Here is a 15,406-nt window from a genome sequence, read left to right as displayed (position 1 = left end):
CCGCGCGTCATGTCCACTCCGCCTCCGTCGCCGTCCCTGCCCCGAGCCGTCTCGTTCGTCCTCGCCTGCGGTGTGCTCATGGGCGCGCTGGGCGCGGGGACCGGAGCCTGGGCTCCCGGGTCCCGCATCGCCGTCCTGGTGGGAGGCGCGCTACTGCTCGCGGCCGCGGGCGCCTTCCTGGCCCTGCGCGCGCTGGCCAGGACGCGGGAGGAATGCTCCCGGGCCCTGAAGCGGGCGGATGATGCGCGGGCCCTGCGCGACGCGGTGATGGACATCACGCCGGTGGGCTTCGCCTTCTTCGATCGCGACCTGAAGTACGTCCACGTCAACGCCGCGCTCGCAGCGATGAACGGCCTGCCCGCGAGCGCGCACCTGGGCCGCCACGTCACGGAGGTGCTGCCCGCGCTGGGCACCGTGCTGGCGCCCCGGCTCGCCCGCGCGCTGGAGACCGACACGCCCCTGCAGGACGTCAGCCTCCAGGTGGAGACGCCCGCCGCCCCGGGCGAGGCGCGCTTCTGGTTTGGCGGCTACTCGCGCGTGCGCGGCTCCGGTGGCGAGGTGCTGGGTGTCATCGCCTCCCTGTCGGAGGTCACCGAGCGGCTGCGCGCCGAGCAGTCCCTGCAGGAACACGAGGGGCGCCTGGACGTGCTCACCCGGTCGCTGCCCGACTACCTGTGGGGCGGCAAGCTGCGCGGCGGCGTGCTGCGGGACTTCTACTGCACGCCCGTCATCGAGCGCACCACGGGCTATCCCGCGAACGCCTTCACCAGCACCGGGCCGGAGGGCACGCCCGCGCCGCTGTGGGCGGAGATGATCCACCCGGAGGACCGGGCCCGCTACCGCGAGTGCATCGAGGGACTGTCCCCCGGCACGGAGGCGGAGGTGGAGCACCGGATCATCTGCGCCGACGGCCGCGTGCGCTGGGTGCGAAGCCGCGCCGCCGCCTCCGGCCTGGACGCGCAGGACGCCGTGCACCTGGGCTGCGTCGTCACGGACATCACGGACCGGCGGCTCGCGGATGACTTGCGTCAGCGCCTGCATGACAGCTTCCGCCGCTCCGCCACGGAATGGCGCCGCACCTTCGACGCCGTGTCCTCGCCCCTGTTGGTGCTGAGCACCGACGGCATCATCCACCGCCTCAACGGCGCCGCTGCCGCGCTCTTCCAGCAGGCCGACCCCACGGGCCAGCCGCTGGCCTCCACCGTGGGCGCGCCCCCCTGGTCCAGCGCGGGCCCCCTGGTGGAGGAGCTGCACCAGACGCACGGCACCGCGAACCGCCAGGTGCACGACGCCACGTCCGGCCGCACCTGGGAGCTGGCCGCCGCGTGGGTGGATGAGGCCGGCAGCGAGGACCCGCGCATCATCCTGGTGGCCACCGAAATCACCCGGCTCCTGGAGCTTCAGGCGCACGTGCGCCGCAGCGAGACGATGGCCGCGATGGGCGCCATCGTCGCGGGCGTGGCCCACGAGGTGCGCAACCCGCTGTTCTCCATCTCCGCCGTGGTGGACGCGGTGGAGGCCACCTTCGGCACGCGTCCCGAGCTTCAGCCCTACCTGGACGTGCTGCGCGGCGAGGTGCGCCGGCTCACGCACCTCACCCAGGAGCTCTTCGAATACGGCCGGCCCGCCCGGGGTGAGTGGACCGACGGCGCGGTGACGTCCGTGGTGTCGGAGGCCCTGTCCTCGTGCGAGCTCGCCGGGGAGAAGGCGGCGGTGAAGCTCACCCGCCAGTTGTCGGAAGGGCTGCCCCCGGTGCGCATGGACTCGCGCCGCCTGTTCCATGTCTTCCGCAACGTGGTGGAGAACGCCGTGCAGCATTCGCCGCAAGGGACCACCGTGCACCTGGCCGTGGAGGCCGTGGAGGAAGCGGGCCGCCCCTGGGTGCGCTGCACCGTCCACGACGGCGGGCCCGGCTTCAAGGCGGAGGACCTGCCCCACGTCTTCGAGCCCTTCTTCAGCAAGCGCCGGGGCGGCACCGGCCTGGGATTGTCCATCGTCCAGCGCATCCTGGAGGAGCACCAGGGCCGCATCCGTCTGTCCAACCATCCGGCGGGAGGCGCCGAGGTGACCATCCTGCTGCCCGTCAGCCCCCCGGCCGCCAACTCCGGCCCTTCCCCGCAGTCGCAAGCCTCATGACCCGCACCCGCATCCTGCTCGTGGACGACGAGCCCGGCGTCCGCCTGGGCATGAAGGGCTACCTCACCCAGCATGGGTTCGACGTGGACGAGGCCACCAGCGTCGCCGAGGCCCAGGAGGGCTTCCGCTCGCACCGGCCCGACGTCGCCGTCATCGACTACCGGCTGCCGGACGGCACCGCGCTGGAGCTGCTGCCCCGGCTCAAGGAGATCGACGCGGCGGTGCCCCTGGTGGTGCTCACCGGCCATGGCTCCATCGAGCTGGCGGTCCAGGCCGTGAAGGAGGGCGCCGAACAGTTCCTCACCAAGCCGGTGGAGCTGGCGGTGCTCAAGGTGGTGCTGGAGCGGCTCGTGTCCCAGCGCCGCGAACGCCAGCGCCACGCCGCGGACCGCTCGCGCACGGCCCGCTCGCGGGTGGATCCCTTCCTGGGCGACAGCGCGGCCATCCGGGCGCTGCGAGATCAGGCGGAGCGCGTGCGCGACAGCGACAGCCCCGTGCTCGTCACCGGGGAGACGGGCAGCGGCAAAAGCGTGCTCGCGCGCTGGTTGCATGAGGGTGGCTCGCGCAAGGACGCGCCCTTCGTGGACCTGAACTGCGCCGCGCTGTCCAAGGACCTGCTGGACTCGGAGCTGTTCGGCCATGAGAAGGGCGCCTTCACCAGCGCGGTGGCCGCCAAGCAGGGCCTGCTGGAGGTGGCGGACCGGGGCACCCTGTTCCTGGATGAGATTGGCGACATGGACGTGGCCGTCCAGCCCAAGCTGCTCAAGGTGCTGGAGGAGAAGCGCTTCCGCCGCCTGGGCGACGTGAAGGACCGGCGCGTGGATGTGCGGCTCGTGGCCGCCACGCACCAGGACCTGTCGCTGGCCTCGCGAGAGAAGCGCTTCCGCAGCGACCTGTACTTCCGCATCAGCACCCTCATCCTCCACGTGCCCGCGCTGCGCGAGCGCGCCGAGGACGTGCCGGTGCTCGCCCGCCACTTCCTCGCGGAGATGGGCGGCGCGCGCGGCCGGGGCCAGGTGGAGCTGGAGCCCGACGCGGAGAAGGCCCTGATGACCTACGGCTGGCCGGGCAACATCCGCGAGCTGCGCAACGTGCTGGAGCGCGCCGTGCTCCTGTCCGGCGCAAGCCGCCTGTCCCGGGGCGACCTGCGCTTCGAGTCCATTCCCCACGAGGAGCCCCTGGGCGAGGACCTCACACTGGAGGAGCTGGAGCGCCGCCACATCGAACGGGTGATGGCCCGCGAGGGCGGCCACGTGGAGCGCGCGGCGACGAAGCTGGGCATCTCCCGCAGCTCGCTCTACGCGAAGCTCAAGGGCTGGCAGCACCGGGGCCCCTGAGGCCACATCCCCTGGAGCCCCAACGGAGTCCGGATTCCGGAGGACATTCCAGAACCTGGAATCCTCCGTGGCTCCGGCCCCACCCTTCCCCGCCAATCCCGCGCATTGACTGGGATTGGCTCACCTGGCTGTGCATGGCACACCCGCTGCACTGTCCTGGGGCATGCACGGGAAAATCCTCCTCCTCGATTCGAAGCCCCCGGTTCGTGGGGCGACGGCGCGTCACCTGACGGCCGCGGGCTTCACCGTCCTCACGGCGCGCACGGGTGCACAGGCGCGAAGCCAGTTGGACGCCAACCTGTTCGACGCGGTCCTCATCGACCATCCGTTCGGCCGTCCCGGGATGGATGAAGGGCTGACGTTCGCGCGGGAGCTGCGGGAGCAGGACGCCATCGTCCCCATCCTGCTGATGACGGCCCTGCCCCTGGAGGAGGTGCGGCAGCTCGCGTGGGCCAGCGGCATCACCAAGCTGCTGCCCAAGCCGCAGCTGATGCCGGTGCTGATCCTCCACCTGTCCGCGCTCATTCCGCACGCGGACAACGAGGATGAGCTGCACCCCATCCCCATGCGCGAGTGACACGCAGCGACGCGCGGGGAGCGAATCCGGATTCTGGAAAATGGATTCCGCAAGCTGGACGCAGCCGTCCGGCCCGCGCCGCCGTGCCGTGCAAGCCCCTGGAAGTACTCAGTCCCCCTGCTGTCCCGAAGCTGGCCCTGGCCTTGCTCATGCCCTCCTGTGTGCCCCGGAACCTGTTGATCATCGATGACGAAGCCGTGCTGTGCTGGGTGCTCGGCCGCTTCTTCGTCAGCGCGGGGTACGCGGTGGACTCCGCCACGGACCTGGACGGGGCGTTGGAGCGGGTGACGCACGGGCATTACGACCTGGTCATCAGCGATTTGCGCCTGAGTGGGACGCTGTCCGAGGAAGGGCTGGTCATCGCGGAGCGGGTGCGGGCCTCCTCCCCCGCCACGCGCATGGTCCTGCTGACGGCGTTCGCCACTCCGGACCTGGGGCGCCGGGCCCGGGAGCTGGGGGTGGATCTGGTGCTCAGCAAGCCCCAGCCGCTGCCGGCCCTGGCCGAGCACGTCTCGCAGTTGCTGTCCCCGCAGTGAGCCGCGGGCCGGATTCCGACGGCAGCGGGCCTGCCGGACGAGCGGGTGGACACGGCCGACGACGGTTTCATCGACGCGCATGACGCCGACAGCGACAATGACCACCTCCCGGACGACAAGGAAGAACGTGGACCACGACGGCATGACCCAGCCCATCAAGACCGGCCGGCACAGGGCGGGGCGCTTCCCGGCGCGGGGGCTTTCGCTGATGGTGGCGGTGGGCCTGACGCTGGGCGCGGCGTCACGGGCGGACGCGCAGCCCACGGTGTCGCAGGCCATCGACGTGCAGCAGTACAAGCCGGGGCCGGGCGCCTACGACGTGCTGGGGCTGAACAGCGCCCGCGTCGCGCCGCACCGGACGTGGAACGTGGGCGCGTCACTCAACTACGCGCACCAGCCGCTCAACTTCTACGACCCGCGCGAGGACGCGTTCGTCTACCACATCGTGGAGCGCCAACTCTCGCTGGACCTGATGGGCGCGGTGTCCCTCTTCGACCGGTTGGAGATCGGCGTGGTGCTGCCGGTGACGACCACCGGTTCGGAGCCCGCGGGCGCGGTGGCGGAGTCATTCGCCAACGGCGTGGGCAAGACGGGCCTGGGCGACCTTCGCGTGGTGCCCAAGCTGGCGCTGCTGTCGGGGGGCTCGCTGAACCTCGCGGTGCTGGCGCCCTTCACGCTGCCCACCGCGGGCGGCTCGAACTTCCTGGGCTCGGACGGGCCCACCTTCCAGCCGCGCGTGGCCGGTGAGTGGGCCACGCCGCATCTGAGGCTGCTCGCCAACGTGGGCGTCAACCTTCGACAGACGGAACAACTGCGCAACCTGCGCGTGGGCAATGAGTTCGCGTTCGGCGTGGGCGCGGAGGTGCCGGTGACGCAGGCGCTGTCCGCCCAGGCCACGTTCGCGGGCGCGGTGGGGCTGAAGGAGTCCAACACGGAGGAGGTCCCCCTGGAGCTCCTGGGCGCGGTGAAGTACCGCTTCGCCAACGGCCTCGCCGCGCACGTGGGCGCCGGCCCCGGCCTGACGCGCGGCTACGGCACGCCCGCCTTCCGCATCCTCGCGGGCCTGACCTTCACGCCCGGAGGCCCGAAGCCCGCGCCCACCTGCGCGCTGGGCCCGGAGGACTTCGACGGCTTCCAGGACGACGACGGCTGCCTGGATGCCGACGACGACAACGACAGCATCCCCGACGTGAACGACATCTGCCCCACGGAGCCGGAGACGGTGAACGGCTACCGCGACGACGACGGCTGCCCGGACTCGGTGCTGGAGACAAAGCCCACGGGTGAAGGCGCCGCGCCCACGCCCGCGCTCAGCCTGCCGCCCGCTCCTGCGGACATGGACGGCGATGGCATCCCCGACACGGAGGACCGCTGCGCGACGGCGCCGGAGGACGTGGATGGCTTCGAGGACGAGGACGGCTGCCCGGAGCCGGACAACGACCGCGACGGCATCCCGGACGCGAAGGACCAGTGCCCGCTGGAGGCGGAGGTCATCAACGGCGTGAAGGACGACGACGGCTGCCCGGACAAGGGCGAGTCCAAGGTGCGTCTGGAGGGCTCGCGCATCGTCATCCTGGACAAGGTGTATTTCGCCACCGGCAAGGACGTCATCCTGCCGAAGTCCTTCGGCCTCCTGCAGCAGGTGGTGTCCATCCTCCGGACGCATCCGGAGCTGGAGCGGGTGCGCGTGGAAGGCCACACCGACAGCCAGGGCGACGACGCGAAGAACCTCGACCTGTCCCAGCGGCGCGCGAACAACGTGCGCGACTGGCTGATGAAGGGCGGCATCTCTGGGATGCGCCTGGAGGCGGTGGGCTTCGGTGAGTCGAAGCCGGTGGACACCAACGACACGCCGCTCGGCCGGGAGAACAACCGGCGCGTGGAGTTCAACATCGTGAAGACCGCCGACACGGCGGAAGGAGTGACACCGTGAGGGCAAGCACCCCGTCGCTGATGCTGACCCTGACGCTGCTGGCGTCGCCCGTCGTCGGAGTCTCCGCGGAGGCGGACGGCCCCTGCGGGGGACTGACGTTCGACAACGGGAGGCTGATGACGGGCCGCCTCCTGGAGCCTCGGGGCGCCCAGACCGAGGCGTGCCTGCGCGAGGTGGCGGAGGCCGTGAAGGCCCGTCCCTCCATCCGGGGCCTCACCGTGGCCGCGAAGCTGCCGGACGCGCAGCGGCTGGACGGCCAGGGGCTCGCGGCGGCGAAGGCGGCCGCGGAGGTGCTGGTGACGGCGGGGATTGCGCGCACGCGGGTGTCCTTCGTGGCGCCCCCGGGCATCCCCGACGCGCCGGGGCAGTTGCAGCTCGCGTACGTGGAGCGGCCCACCCAGCCGGCGGTGGCGCGGGTGCGCACCGCCAGCGGGCCGGTGTCCTCGGGCTCTGGCGAGGCGGCGATGCGCTCGCGCCTCGCGGGGGATTCGCTGTACGCGGGCGAGCTGGTGGCGACGGGGAAGAACGGCCGGGCGGAGCTGTCGCTGGCGGACGGAAGCGGCGTGTTCCTGTCGCCGGAGAGCGCGGTGCGGCTGGGCACGCTGGAGCTGACGGCGGAGCGCCAGCGCAAGGTGCTGCTGGACCTGGTGCGCGGCACGGTGGAGACGGAGGCGGCGCCCGGCGGCACGGGCTCCATCTTCGAGGTGCGCACGCGCGGCGCGGTGGCCGGCGTGCGGGGCACGCGCTTCCGCGTGGTGCAGCAGGAGGACGGCACCAGCCGCGTGGAGACGCTGGAGGGCAAGGTGGCCCTGGGCGTGGACGCGGCTTCGGTGGATGTGGGCGCGGGCTACGGTTCGCGGGCGAAGCCGGCCCAGGCGCCGGAAGCGCCCCGGGCCCTGCTGGCGGCCCCGGTACTGGAGCAGCCTCGCGGGGGCGTGTACCCGACGGTGCCCGCGCTCGTCTGGAAGGCGGTGCCCGGGGCGAAGGTGTACCGGGTGGAGGTGGCGTCCTCGGCGGACTTCGCGGGCGACGTGAAGGTCCAGGAGTCGGCCACGCCGACGCTGTCGGGGGCGGCGCCGGGCCCGGGCAAATGGTTCTGGCGGGTGCTGGCGGTGGACGCGGACGGCTTCGTAGGCTACCCCTCGAAGATCTTCAGCTTCGACATCCCTGGATGAGATGAGCCCACCCGACCGCGCTCCCCTGCCCCTGCTGTCCTCGCCCGCGGTGCTGCGGGGGCTGGGCGCTGGCGTGGGCCTGCTGCTCGCGGTGGGCTCCGCGGTGATGGGCGGCGCGCCGGGCCTGGGCGAGCGCACCCTGTATGACTTCGCGGTGAGCCGCCTGTTGCCCCCGCTGCCCACCACCGCGGACCTGGTGCTGGTGGAGGTGGACGACCGCGCGATCGCGGCGCTGGGGGAGCGCTGGCCGCTGTCGCGCGCCACCTGGGCCCGGGCCTTCCAGGCGCTGGCGGCGCAGCGTCCGTCCGCCGTGGTGGTGGACATCCTCTTCGACCAGCCCGAGTCGCGCGACGCGCTGGACCTGGGCGAGGACGTGCTGGAGGGCCTGCACGCGTCGGGGCTGGCGCAGCTGCCCGAGGGCTCGAAGCTGGTCTCCGAGTTGGAGGCGCGGCTGCATGCGCAGGACGGGGATGCGCGGCTCGCGGAGACCTTCTCCGGGCTGGGCAAGGTCGTCCTGGGCAGCATGGCGCTGACGGACGAGGGCGGTGCGGTTCCCGGCGAGGGGGACACCCTGGCCCCGGTGGCCCTGCCCGCCGAAGGCCTGCGACTGAAGGCGAAGGGGCTGACCACGAACCTGGCCCCGCTGAGGATGACGGCCTGGAGCAGTGGGACGCTGAACGTGCTGGTGGACGCGGACGGCGTCATCCGGCGCTATCCCTACGCGGTGGAGGTGGGCGGGCGCGCGTGGCCCTCGCTCGCGCTGGCGACCGCGCTGCGCCTGTGGCCGGAGCGGTCCGAAGCGCTGCTGCGCGTGGCGGCCACCGACGACGGGGCCCCCCTGATGCGACTGCCCTCTCCGGACTGGTTGCCGCGCGTGAGCCTTGCGGACGTGCTGCTCGCGGGGCCGTCGTCGGTGGGGTTGGACCTGGCGCTTCGGGACAAGGCCGTCTTCGTGGGCGTCACCGCCACCGGGCTGCATGGCCAGAGCACCCTGCCCGGCCAGCTCGCCGTGCCGGGCGTGGAGATCCACGCGTTCGCGATGGACAACCTGCGCTCCGGCCGGGTGCTGCGCTCCACGGGACGGGCGGCGCTCACGGGGGTGGTGGAGACGGCGGTGGTGCTGGCGCTGCTGCTCTGGCGCCGGGGACGCGCGCGCACCATGGGCGCGGTGGTGGGGCAGGCGGCGCTGCTCCTCGTCGCGCACACGGTCTTCGTGGGCTGGCTGCTGGCGGACATCGGCTGGGTGGTGCCCCTGCTGCCTGGGGTCGTCGGGCTCGCGCTGGTGACGCTCGCGGAGGCGGTGGCGCGCACCGAGGACCTGCAACGGCAGCGCGGCGCGCTCAAGCGCCTCTTCGGACGCTTCCCGAGCGAGGCCGCCGTACCGCCTCCGGGTGGACAGAAGACCGCCGAGGGCGACGAGTCCTCGCGCTCCGCGCCGGGGGATTCGCAGAGGTAGTGCGTCCTGGCCGCGACGCCGCCAGGTCGTCGCCCGGTGCCCGTCCCACCTGTCGGCTGCCCGGCCCGGCCTGCCCGGGCGGAGGTGCCCTGATACGCGCGGGGGGCAGGCATGGCACCATTGCCGTGAACCATGCCGCGCTACGCACTCATCGCTGAACCCGACTCCCACCGCGCCACGGCGCTGCTCGCGCTCGCGACCCAGGAAGGGCTGGAGGGCGTGGTCGCGCGCGACGGCGCGGAGGCCCAGGAGTGGGTGCGCCAGCGCGGGGCCCCGACGCTGCTGGTGACGGATCTGGCGCTGCCCAGGGTGGACGGGTTCGCGCTGCTGGCGTGGCTGCGGGGACGCTCGGACGCGGGCGGCATGGCGGTGGTGGTGGTGACGGCCTTCGACGAACTGCGCGTGCGCGCGTGGCAGCTCAAGGACGCGCTGGGCATCCACGCGCTCCTGAGCCGGCGCGCGGGCCCGGAGGCGATGCGCGATGGCGTGCGACGCGCGCTCGCCGGGCAGCTCGCGGGGGGCGGCCTGCTGGAGTCCACCGCCGAGGAGGAGAAGCAGCGCCTGGCGCGCATCGACGAGCTGAAGCTGGTGGATCCCGGCCCTCCCGACGCGCAGTTGCAGGAGCTGGTCTCCGAGGTGGCCCAGGCGTTCGGCGTGCCCGTCGCGCTCCTCACGCTGGTGCTGGGCGACCGCCAGTGGTTCAAGGCCCACGTGGGCCTCACGGGCTCGCTGGCCCGGGACCGGGGCACGCCGCGCGACTGGGCCTTCTGCCACCACGTGGTGCAGGGGCGCGAGGCCATGGTGGTGCCGGACGCAACGCGCCACCCGGTGTTCCGCGACAACCCCCTGGTGCGCGACGGCATCGTCGGCAGCTACGCCGGCGCACCGCTCATCACCGCCAGCGGCGACGTGCTGGGCTCGCTGTGCGTCATCGACACGCGGCCGTTGATGCTGGGCCCGGAGGACCTCGCGGCCCTGCGCGAGCTGGCGGGCCGCGTGGCGCAGAGCCTGGAGCACACGCAGGCCAGCAGCCGGATCCGCTCGCCGCCGCGCGCGGGGGGCCAGTCGGAGCCGGTGCTCACGGAGGCGAGCGCCCTGGCCCTCGTGCGCGAAGCCGTGCGCGCCCTGGACGTGCCGGTGCTGGTGGTGGCGCCGGGCCGCAAGCCCTACGCCGCCAACGCGGCGCTGGCGGAGCTGATGGGGCTGCCCGAGGAGCGGCTGTCGGGCATGTCCTTCGATTCACTGTGCCAGCACGTCGCGAACCTGAGCGCGGATCCGGGCGGCACGCTGCGGCAACTGGACCTCGCGGCGGAGGCCTCGCGGGGACTGCACCTGACGCTCACGCTGGAGCGGCCCCGGCCGCGCGTGGTGCGGTGGGTGGCCCGGCCCTTCGTGGTGCCCGGTGGCGTCGCGCAGCTGCTGTCGCTGATGGACCTGCGCGTCGGCTCCGACGTGAAGGGGGAGCGCGAGGGACTCCTGCGCCAGGACGCGCTCACGGGCCTGGACACCCGGCGCGTGGGCGAGGAGCGGCTGTCCAAGGAGATTGGCCGCTGCCGCCGTGAAGGGCTGCCCTTCAGCCTGGTGCTGGTGGACCTGGTGGAGCTGGGCGTGCTGAACCGCACGCGCGGCTTCGACGCTGGCGATGTCGCGTTGAGGGAGCTGGCCCGGCGCGCGGACGGTCTGTGTCCTCCGCCGGGGTTCGCGGTGAGATGGACCGGCGACACCTTCCTGCTCGCGCTGCCCGGAGCGGACGCGGTGGGCGCGGAGGCGGTGCGCCAGCTGTTCCACGACGTGCCCGGCGTGCCCGGACGCGTGTCCGTCGCCGTGACGGTGCAGGGCGAGGAGGATCCGCACGGCACGCTGTCCCGCGCCCACGCCGCGCTCGCCCGCGCGAAGCCGGACCGGACCCAGGACCCCGGCCGCGACTGAGGTCTCACGCGCCCGCGCGGCGCATGTGCGCGGTTGAAGGTCTGTTCCCCGCGCGCCAGTGCGTCGTCCCCCCGTCACGGCTTGTCCCGTGGGGCCGCGCTGACGAACCTGCACTCCCTGCTTCCTCGGAGAGGATTCCGACGAAGCCCGACAGCGGGGAGCCCATGAAGAAGCGCCTGAAGCGCCGTCCGTCGTTCCTGTCGAGGTTGCTGGTGAGCGCGGTCGCGGGCTTCGTCGTGGGAGTCGCGCTCGAAGCGGGCGCGGAGCCCCCGGAACGCACCGGGGCGCCTCCGCCGGCGGCCAGGCCCCCGGGCCCCACGGTGGTGGTCTGCCTTGAAGGCACTCCCACCGGGGGCAACACCCAGACGACGTACACGCCGGGGCTCACCCGCACGCCCCGGCCCGTCACCGTCTCCACGACCGGAACCTTCGACTGCACCCTGCTGCTGGGAGGGCCGGTCGGCACCCCGACGCTGACCGCGACGGCGACCCTTTCCGGTGGCGCCTGTCCCCAAGCCCTGGACCCGGCCCCTCCCCAGACGACGCTGACGTGGGGGCCGAACGAGACCTCCACCCTGACCCTGAGCGCGCCGAAGGTCGAAGCCCAGGGGCCGCGCACCGTGCAGACCTTCAGCGGCTTCGTCTCCTCGGGGAAGTTCTCCGGCGCGAATGTGGTCCGGACGGTGACGTATGTCACCGCCGACCTGGCCGCGGGCTGTGCCTCACCCTCGGGCCTGATGAGCGCCCAGGGCTCTGCCACGCTGATCTTCGTCAAGCTCTTCTAATCGGAGGGGCAGCCCCCGCCAGCACGCCTGGGGGGCGTCGGATGCGTCAATGGCGTGAAAGTCACGAAGGCCCCGGCTATCGAAGGTCTTCTATTCCGCCACCGGGACCCCGACGATGATTCCCTTCTCCGTACTCGACCTGTCGCCCGTCATCTCGGGGGGCGACGCCGGACTCGCCCTCCGCTGCACCCTGGACCTGGCCCGCCACGCGGAAGACTGGGGCTACCAGCGCTTCTGGCTGGCGGAGCACCACAACATGACGGGCATCGCGAGCGCGGCCACGTCGGTGGTCATCGGCCACGTCGCGGGAGGCACTTCCAAGATTCGTGTGGGCGCGGGCGGCATCATGCTGCCCAACCACGCGCCGCTCGTCATCGCCGAGCAGTTCGGCACCCTGGAGACGCTCTATCCCGGCCGCATCGACCTGGGGCTGGGCCGCGCGCCCGGCACGGATCAACGCACGTCGCACGCGCTGCGCCGCAGCCTGATGGGCTCCGCGGACACCTTCCCGCAGGACGTGGTGGAGCTGCAGGGCTACTTCAAGGACCCCACGCCGGGCCAGGCCGTGCGCGCGGTGCCGGGCGCGGGCCTGCATGTGCCCCTGTGGCTGTTGGGCTCCAGCACCTTCAGCGCGCAGCTGGCCGCCGCCATGGGCCTGCCCTTCGCGTTCGCGTCGCACTTCGCGCCCGCGCAGATGATGAGCGCGCTGCACCTGTACCGCACCCAGTTCCGCCCGTCGGACGTGCTGAAGAAGCCGTACGCGATGATTGGCGTCAACGTCTTCGCGGCGGACACGGACGCGGAGGGCCAGCGCCTCTTCACGTCGCTGCTCCAGGCGTTCATCAACCTGCGCCGGGGCCGCCCGGGCCCGCTGCTGCCGCCGGTGGACAGCATGGACGGTCAGCTCAACGAGATGGAGCTCGCGGAGATCGAACACATGCTGGCGTGCACCGTGGTGGGCTCCCCCGCCAGCGTGCGCGAGGGCCTCCAGGACCTCATCGCGCAGACGGGCGCGGACGAGCTGATGGTGACCGCGCAGATCCACGACCACGCCGCGCGGCTGCGCTCCTTCGAGATTGTCTCGCAGGTGCGCGACAGCCTCACGCGTGCGAACGCGCCTGCCGGACCGTCCCCGCAAGCCGCGCGATGAGCTGCGCGTCGCGGCTGCCGAACACGCGCCGCGCCCCGCCCGGCAGGCCCAGCACCAGGTAGTGCGTCTCCTCCACCAGCAGCAGCGCGGCGATGGAGGAGAAGAGGCCCACCGCGGTGAGGACGAGCCCCACCTCGTAGGCACCCCGCATCGCCGCGACGGTGACGGACAGCCAGGACAACAGGGGCAGCCCCACCGCCCCGCCCAGTCCCACCGCGAGCAGGTACGGCCACAGCTTCGGCGTGCGTCGCACCGTGTCCACCTGCCGCACGTCGCGCAGCGCCCAGGCCCTGCCGCCCACGACCAGCCGCTCGCGGGTGACGCGGACCTGCCCCGCCTGGAAGAGCGACGGCTCTCCTGCGTCCACCGCTTCCGGAGGAGCCACCGGCCGGCGCTGCTCGACTTCACGTTCACGGACGGGGACGACGGGGTGCAGCACGGTGACGACGGCCATTGGTTCACCCATGGGTGGTCTCCAACGAGGGAAATTGTGTGCGCAGGAGGGCGCGCAGCTCATCGAGCGGGCGGCCCAGCGCGAAACATGCCCGGGCCCCCTGACACAGGGCGCGGGACACCAGGCGCTCATCCGCGAAGGGCAGCAGGACGAGGATGGGCACGGCGGCGGCGCAGGCCCGGGCGCGCATCAGCACCGGGAGGATGGCCTCGCCGCGCTCCACGTGCGCCAGCACCAGGTCCGGCCGCGCCGCGTCCGCCGCGTCGAGGAACAGGGCGATGCCCAGGTCGCCCAGCACGTCCGCCAGCAACGATGCCAGGGACTCATCCGCACCGAGCAGCAAGGCCCGGGTTGTGCGCAGGGACGCCACGACCCCAGACCACAGCAACGTCCGTGCCGGGACCACCGTCCCCGGGGGCCAACGAGTGATCACCTCCCGACCGTGGCAATCCGCCAGCAGGGCGTGGCGGATTGCCAGACCGGCCTGCCACCGCCCCGTGGGTGGGTGCGCCCTAGTGTCGATGAATGGACGCTGGGGCGGGGTGTGTCAGGGCCGTGTCCCAGGACGAACCCGCGCGCGGAAGCTCGAACCAGAACGTGCTCCCTGTCCCCCGCTCGGACATGACGCCGACGTGGCCCCCGTGCCCTTCCGCGAGCTTCTTGACGGTCGCGAGCCCCAACCCGAGCCCCTCGGCGACGCCTCCTTGCGCGCGGAAGTACGGTTCGAACAGCGAGGGCAGGTTCTCCGGGGCGATCCCCGGGCCCGTGTCGTGGATGTCCGTGCGAATCATGGCGCCCTCCTCCACCACCCGGAGGGTGATGCGGCGGGTGGACGAATCGCCCATGTACTTGATGGCGTTGCGGACCAGGTTGCCGAGCAGGCTCAGGTAGACGCCGGTGCTGCACGCGACCAGGATCGGGGGAACCGGCTCGCAATGAAGCTCGATGCCGGCCTGCTCCGCCTCCGCCTCGAAGCCGACCAGCAGATCCGAGATGACAGCCCTGGGTTCGGTCCGCGCCCCCGGGTCCGGCCTCGCGCCGGAGCGCGCGAAGTCGAGGAGCGCACCCGTGATGGCGTCCGCGCGGGACAGGCTCCGGATGATGCGCTGGAGGGGCGCGCGGGACGCTTCATCCGGGCTCTTGCGCACCGCGAGCTCGGCGGACAGCCGGGCCGAGGACAGCGGATTGCGGATGTCGTGCGCGACGCGGCCCGCGAACTGCTCCAGCTCCTCGGCGCGCGTTTCGAGGAACCTCGTGTGCGCGTCCGCGAGCGCGCGCCGGGCCTGGAGCTCACGATGGAGCAGCCACGCCACGACCCCGGCCAGGAGGCCGCAGACCGCGTTGAGGCCCGTCGCGAGGACCAGGGTCTGCCGTCGGGTCTCCCGGATGCGCTCCGCCAGCTCCCGGCCGCGGACCGCGTTGTATTCGATGGCGCGGGTGACATCCTCCAGGAGGCGCTGACCCGGTGGGTCCACCTGCTGGTCGAACAGCGGTCCCCTTCCGGCGTCCGGGTTCGACTCCGCGACGGCGCGAGCGCGAGTGACGGCGTTGTCGAAGCGCATCCAGGACTCCTGGATGTCCATCCGCACCGCGTTTTCCCCAGGGAAGGCCGTCAGCGCCATGTACCCGCTGAGGCCCCGCCGGGCATGTGACAGGGCCTCGTCCAGGTCCCGTCCCAAGTCGGTCCGACGCTGGGGCTCATTGATGAACCGCGCGAGCAGCAGCTCCACCTCCAGGACCGACCTGCGAACGAGCGCCAGGTGTTCGATGCTCGGCGCCGAGTTGTAGATGATGTCCTCGGACAGCCTGCCCACCGCGGAGGAGGAGCGCTGCACGACGAGGCTCGTCGCGAAGAAGCTCCCCACGACGGCGGTGAAGGCGAGGAGGAGCATCTTCCAGGACACGTCGGTCCTGCGTGGCTGAGAAGAGGGCATCTTC

The 15,406-nt window shown here is 72.5% G+C and carries 13 protein-coding genes; 10 read left to right on the top strand and 3 right to left on the bottom strand.

Features of this window, described 5'->3' with window-relative positions:
* The first annotated feature begins 9 nt into the window (after positions 1-9).
* From D7Y13_RS03005 to D7Y13_RS02960, 10 genes are all read left to right on the top strand, one after another.
* Positions 10-2,136, top strand: a complete 2,127-nt coding sequence (locus D7Y13_RS03005; RefSeq protein WP_120583202.1) for a PAS domain-containing sensor histidine kinase — start codon at positions 10-12, stop codon at positions 2,134-2,136.
* Complete coding sequence (locus D7Y13_RS03000) at positions 2,133-3,473, top strand: sigma-54-dependent transcriptional regulator (protein ID WP_120531426.1); 1,341 nt, start codon at positions 2,133-2,135, stop codon at positions 3,471-3,473. Before D7Y13_RS03005 ends, D7Y13_RS03000 begins: the two co-directional genes overlap by 4 nt.
* Positions 3,474-3,636: 163 nt before the next feature.
* Positions 3,637-4,050, top strand: coding sequence for a response regulator transcription factor (locus D7Y13_RS02995; protein WP_120531425.1), 414 nt, complete (start codon positions 3,637-3,639; stop codon positions 4,048-4,050).
* Positions 4,051-4,199: 149 nt separating this feature from the next.
* The gene (locus D7Y13_RS02990) at positions 4,200-4,586 is read left to right on the top strand and encodes a response regulator (protein ID WP_120531424.1); all 387 of its coding nucleotides are present in this window, start codon (positions 4,200-4,202) and stop codon (positions 4,584-4,586) included.
* A 142-nt stretch (positions 4,587-4,728) separates the two neighbouring features.
* Complete coding sequence (locus D7Y13_RS02985) at positions 4,729-6,519, top strand: OmpA family protein (protein WP_120583209.1); 1,791 nt, start codon at positions 4,729-4,731, stop codon at positions 6,517-6,519.
* Positions 6,516-7,694: a FecR family protein gene (locus D7Y13_RS02980; protein WP_233595461.1), complete on the top strand. Its 1,179-nt coding sequence runs from the start codon at positions 6,516-6,518 to the stop codon at positions 7,692-7,694. Before D7Y13_RS02985 ends, D7Y13_RS02980 begins: the two co-directional genes overlap by 4 nt.
* Before the next feature lies 1 nt (position 7,695).
* Positions 7,696-9,150: a CHASE2 domain-containing protein gene (locus D7Y13_RS02975; RefSeq protein WP_120583200.1), complete on the top strand. Its 1,455-nt coding sequence runs from the start codon at positions 7,696-7,698 to the stop codon at positions 9,148-9,150.
* Positions 9,151-9,282: 132 nt separating this feature from the next.
* Entirely contained in the window at positions 9,283-11,079 is a 1,797-nt protein-coding gene (locus D7Y13_RS02970) for a GGDEF domain-containing response regulator (protein WP_120583199.1), read from the top strand.
* 164 nt (positions 11,080-11,243) lie between these two features.
* Positions 11,244-11,864 (top strand): hypothetical protein, encoded by a 621-nt coding sequence (locus D7Y13_RS02965; protein WP_120583198.1) that lies wholly within the window; start codon positions 11,244-11,246, stop codon positions 11,862-11,864.
* A 115-nt stretch (positions 11,865-11,979) separates the two neighbouring features.
* Positions 11,980-13,014, top strand: a complete 1,035-nt coding sequence (locus D7Y13_RS02960) for an LLM class flavin-dependent oxidoreductase (RefSeq protein ID WP_120531419.1) — start codon at positions 11,980-11,982, stop codon at positions 13,012-13,014.
* Here the strand turns inward: D7Y13_RS02960 and D7Y13_RS02955 are convergent.
* The 3 genes from D7Y13_RS02955 to D7Y13_RS02945 form a co-directional block, all read right to left on the bottom strand.
* Positions 12,965-13,480, bottom strand: a complete 516-nt coding sequence (locus D7Y13_RS02955) for a DUF6232 family protein (protein WP_147444268.1) — start codon at positions 13,478-13,480, stop codon at positions 12,965-12,967. The two genes, D7Y13_RS02960 and D7Y13_RS02955, sit on opposite strands and share 50 nt — an antisense overlap.
* A complete protein-coding gene (locus D7Y13_RS02950; protein WP_120531417.1) occupies positions 13,473-13,838 on the bottom strand; it encodes a DNA-binding response regulator in 366 nt (121 codons plus the stop codon). The genes D7Y13_RS02955 and D7Y13_RS02950 overlap by 8 nt, the downstream gene beginning before the upstream one ends.
* Before the next feature lie 142 nt (positions 13,839-13,980).
* Positions 13,981-15,372, bottom strand: a complete 1,392-nt coding sequence (locus D7Y13_RS02945; RefSeq protein ID WP_120583196.1) for a sensor histidine kinase — start codon at positions 15,370-15,372, stop codon at positions 13,981-13,983.
* Between the last annotated feature and the right edge of the window lie 34 nt (positions 15,373-15,406).

This window comes from Corallococcus praedator (genome assembly GCF_003612125.1).
Lineage (GTDB): Bacteria > Myxococcota > Myxococcia > Myxococcales > Myxococcaceae > Corallococcus > Corallococcus praedator.
The sequence above is the reverse complement of the archived record's forward strand: the minus strand, read 5'-3'. Positions and strand labels throughout refer to the sequence as shown.

Excerpts from the sequence above, each read along its gene's own strand:
- D7Y13_RS03005 (WP_120583202.1), top strand. The coding sequence starts at position 10 with ATGTCCACTCCGCCTCCGTCGCCGTCCCTGCCCCGAGCCGTCTCGTTC.
- D7Y13_RS03000 (WP_120531426.1), top strand. The coding sequence starts at position 2,133 with ATGACCCGCACCCGCATCCTGCTCGTGGACGACGAGCCCGGCGTCCGC.
- D7Y13_RS02995 (WP_120531425.1), top strand. The coding sequence starts at position 3,637 with ATGCACGGGAAAATCCTCCTCCTCGATTCGAAGCCCCCGGTTCGTGGG.
- D7Y13_RS02990 (WP_120531424.1), top strand. The coding sequence starts at position 4,200 with ATGCCCTCCTGTGTGCCCCGGAACCTGTTGATCATCGATGACGAAGCC.
- D7Y13_RS02985 (WP_120583209.1), top strand. The coding sequence starts at position 4,729 with ATGACCCAGCCCATCAAGACCGGCCGGCACAGGGCGGGGCGCTTCCCG.
- D7Y13_RS02975 (WP_120583200.1), top strand. The coding sequence starts at position 7,696 with ATGAGCCCACCCGACCGCGCTCCCCTGCCCCTGCTGTCCTCGCCCGCG.
- D7Y13_RS02970 (WP_120583199.1), top strand. The coding sequence starts at position 9,283 with ATGCCGCGCTACGCACTCATCGCTGAACCCGACTCCCACCGCGCCACG.
- D7Y13_RS02965 (WP_120583198.1), top strand. The coding sequence starts at position 11,244 with ATGAAGAAGCGCCTGAAGCGCCGTCCGTCGTTCCTGTCGAGGTTGCTG.
- D7Y13_RS02960 (WP_120531419.1), top strand. The coding sequence starts at position 11,980 with ATGATTCCCTTCTCCGTACTCGACCTGTCGCCCGTCATCTCGGGGGGC.
- D7Y13_RS02955 (WP_147444268.1), bottom strand. The coding sequence starts at position 13,480 with ATGGGTGAACCAATGGCCGTCGTCACCGTGCTGCACCCCGTCGTCCCC.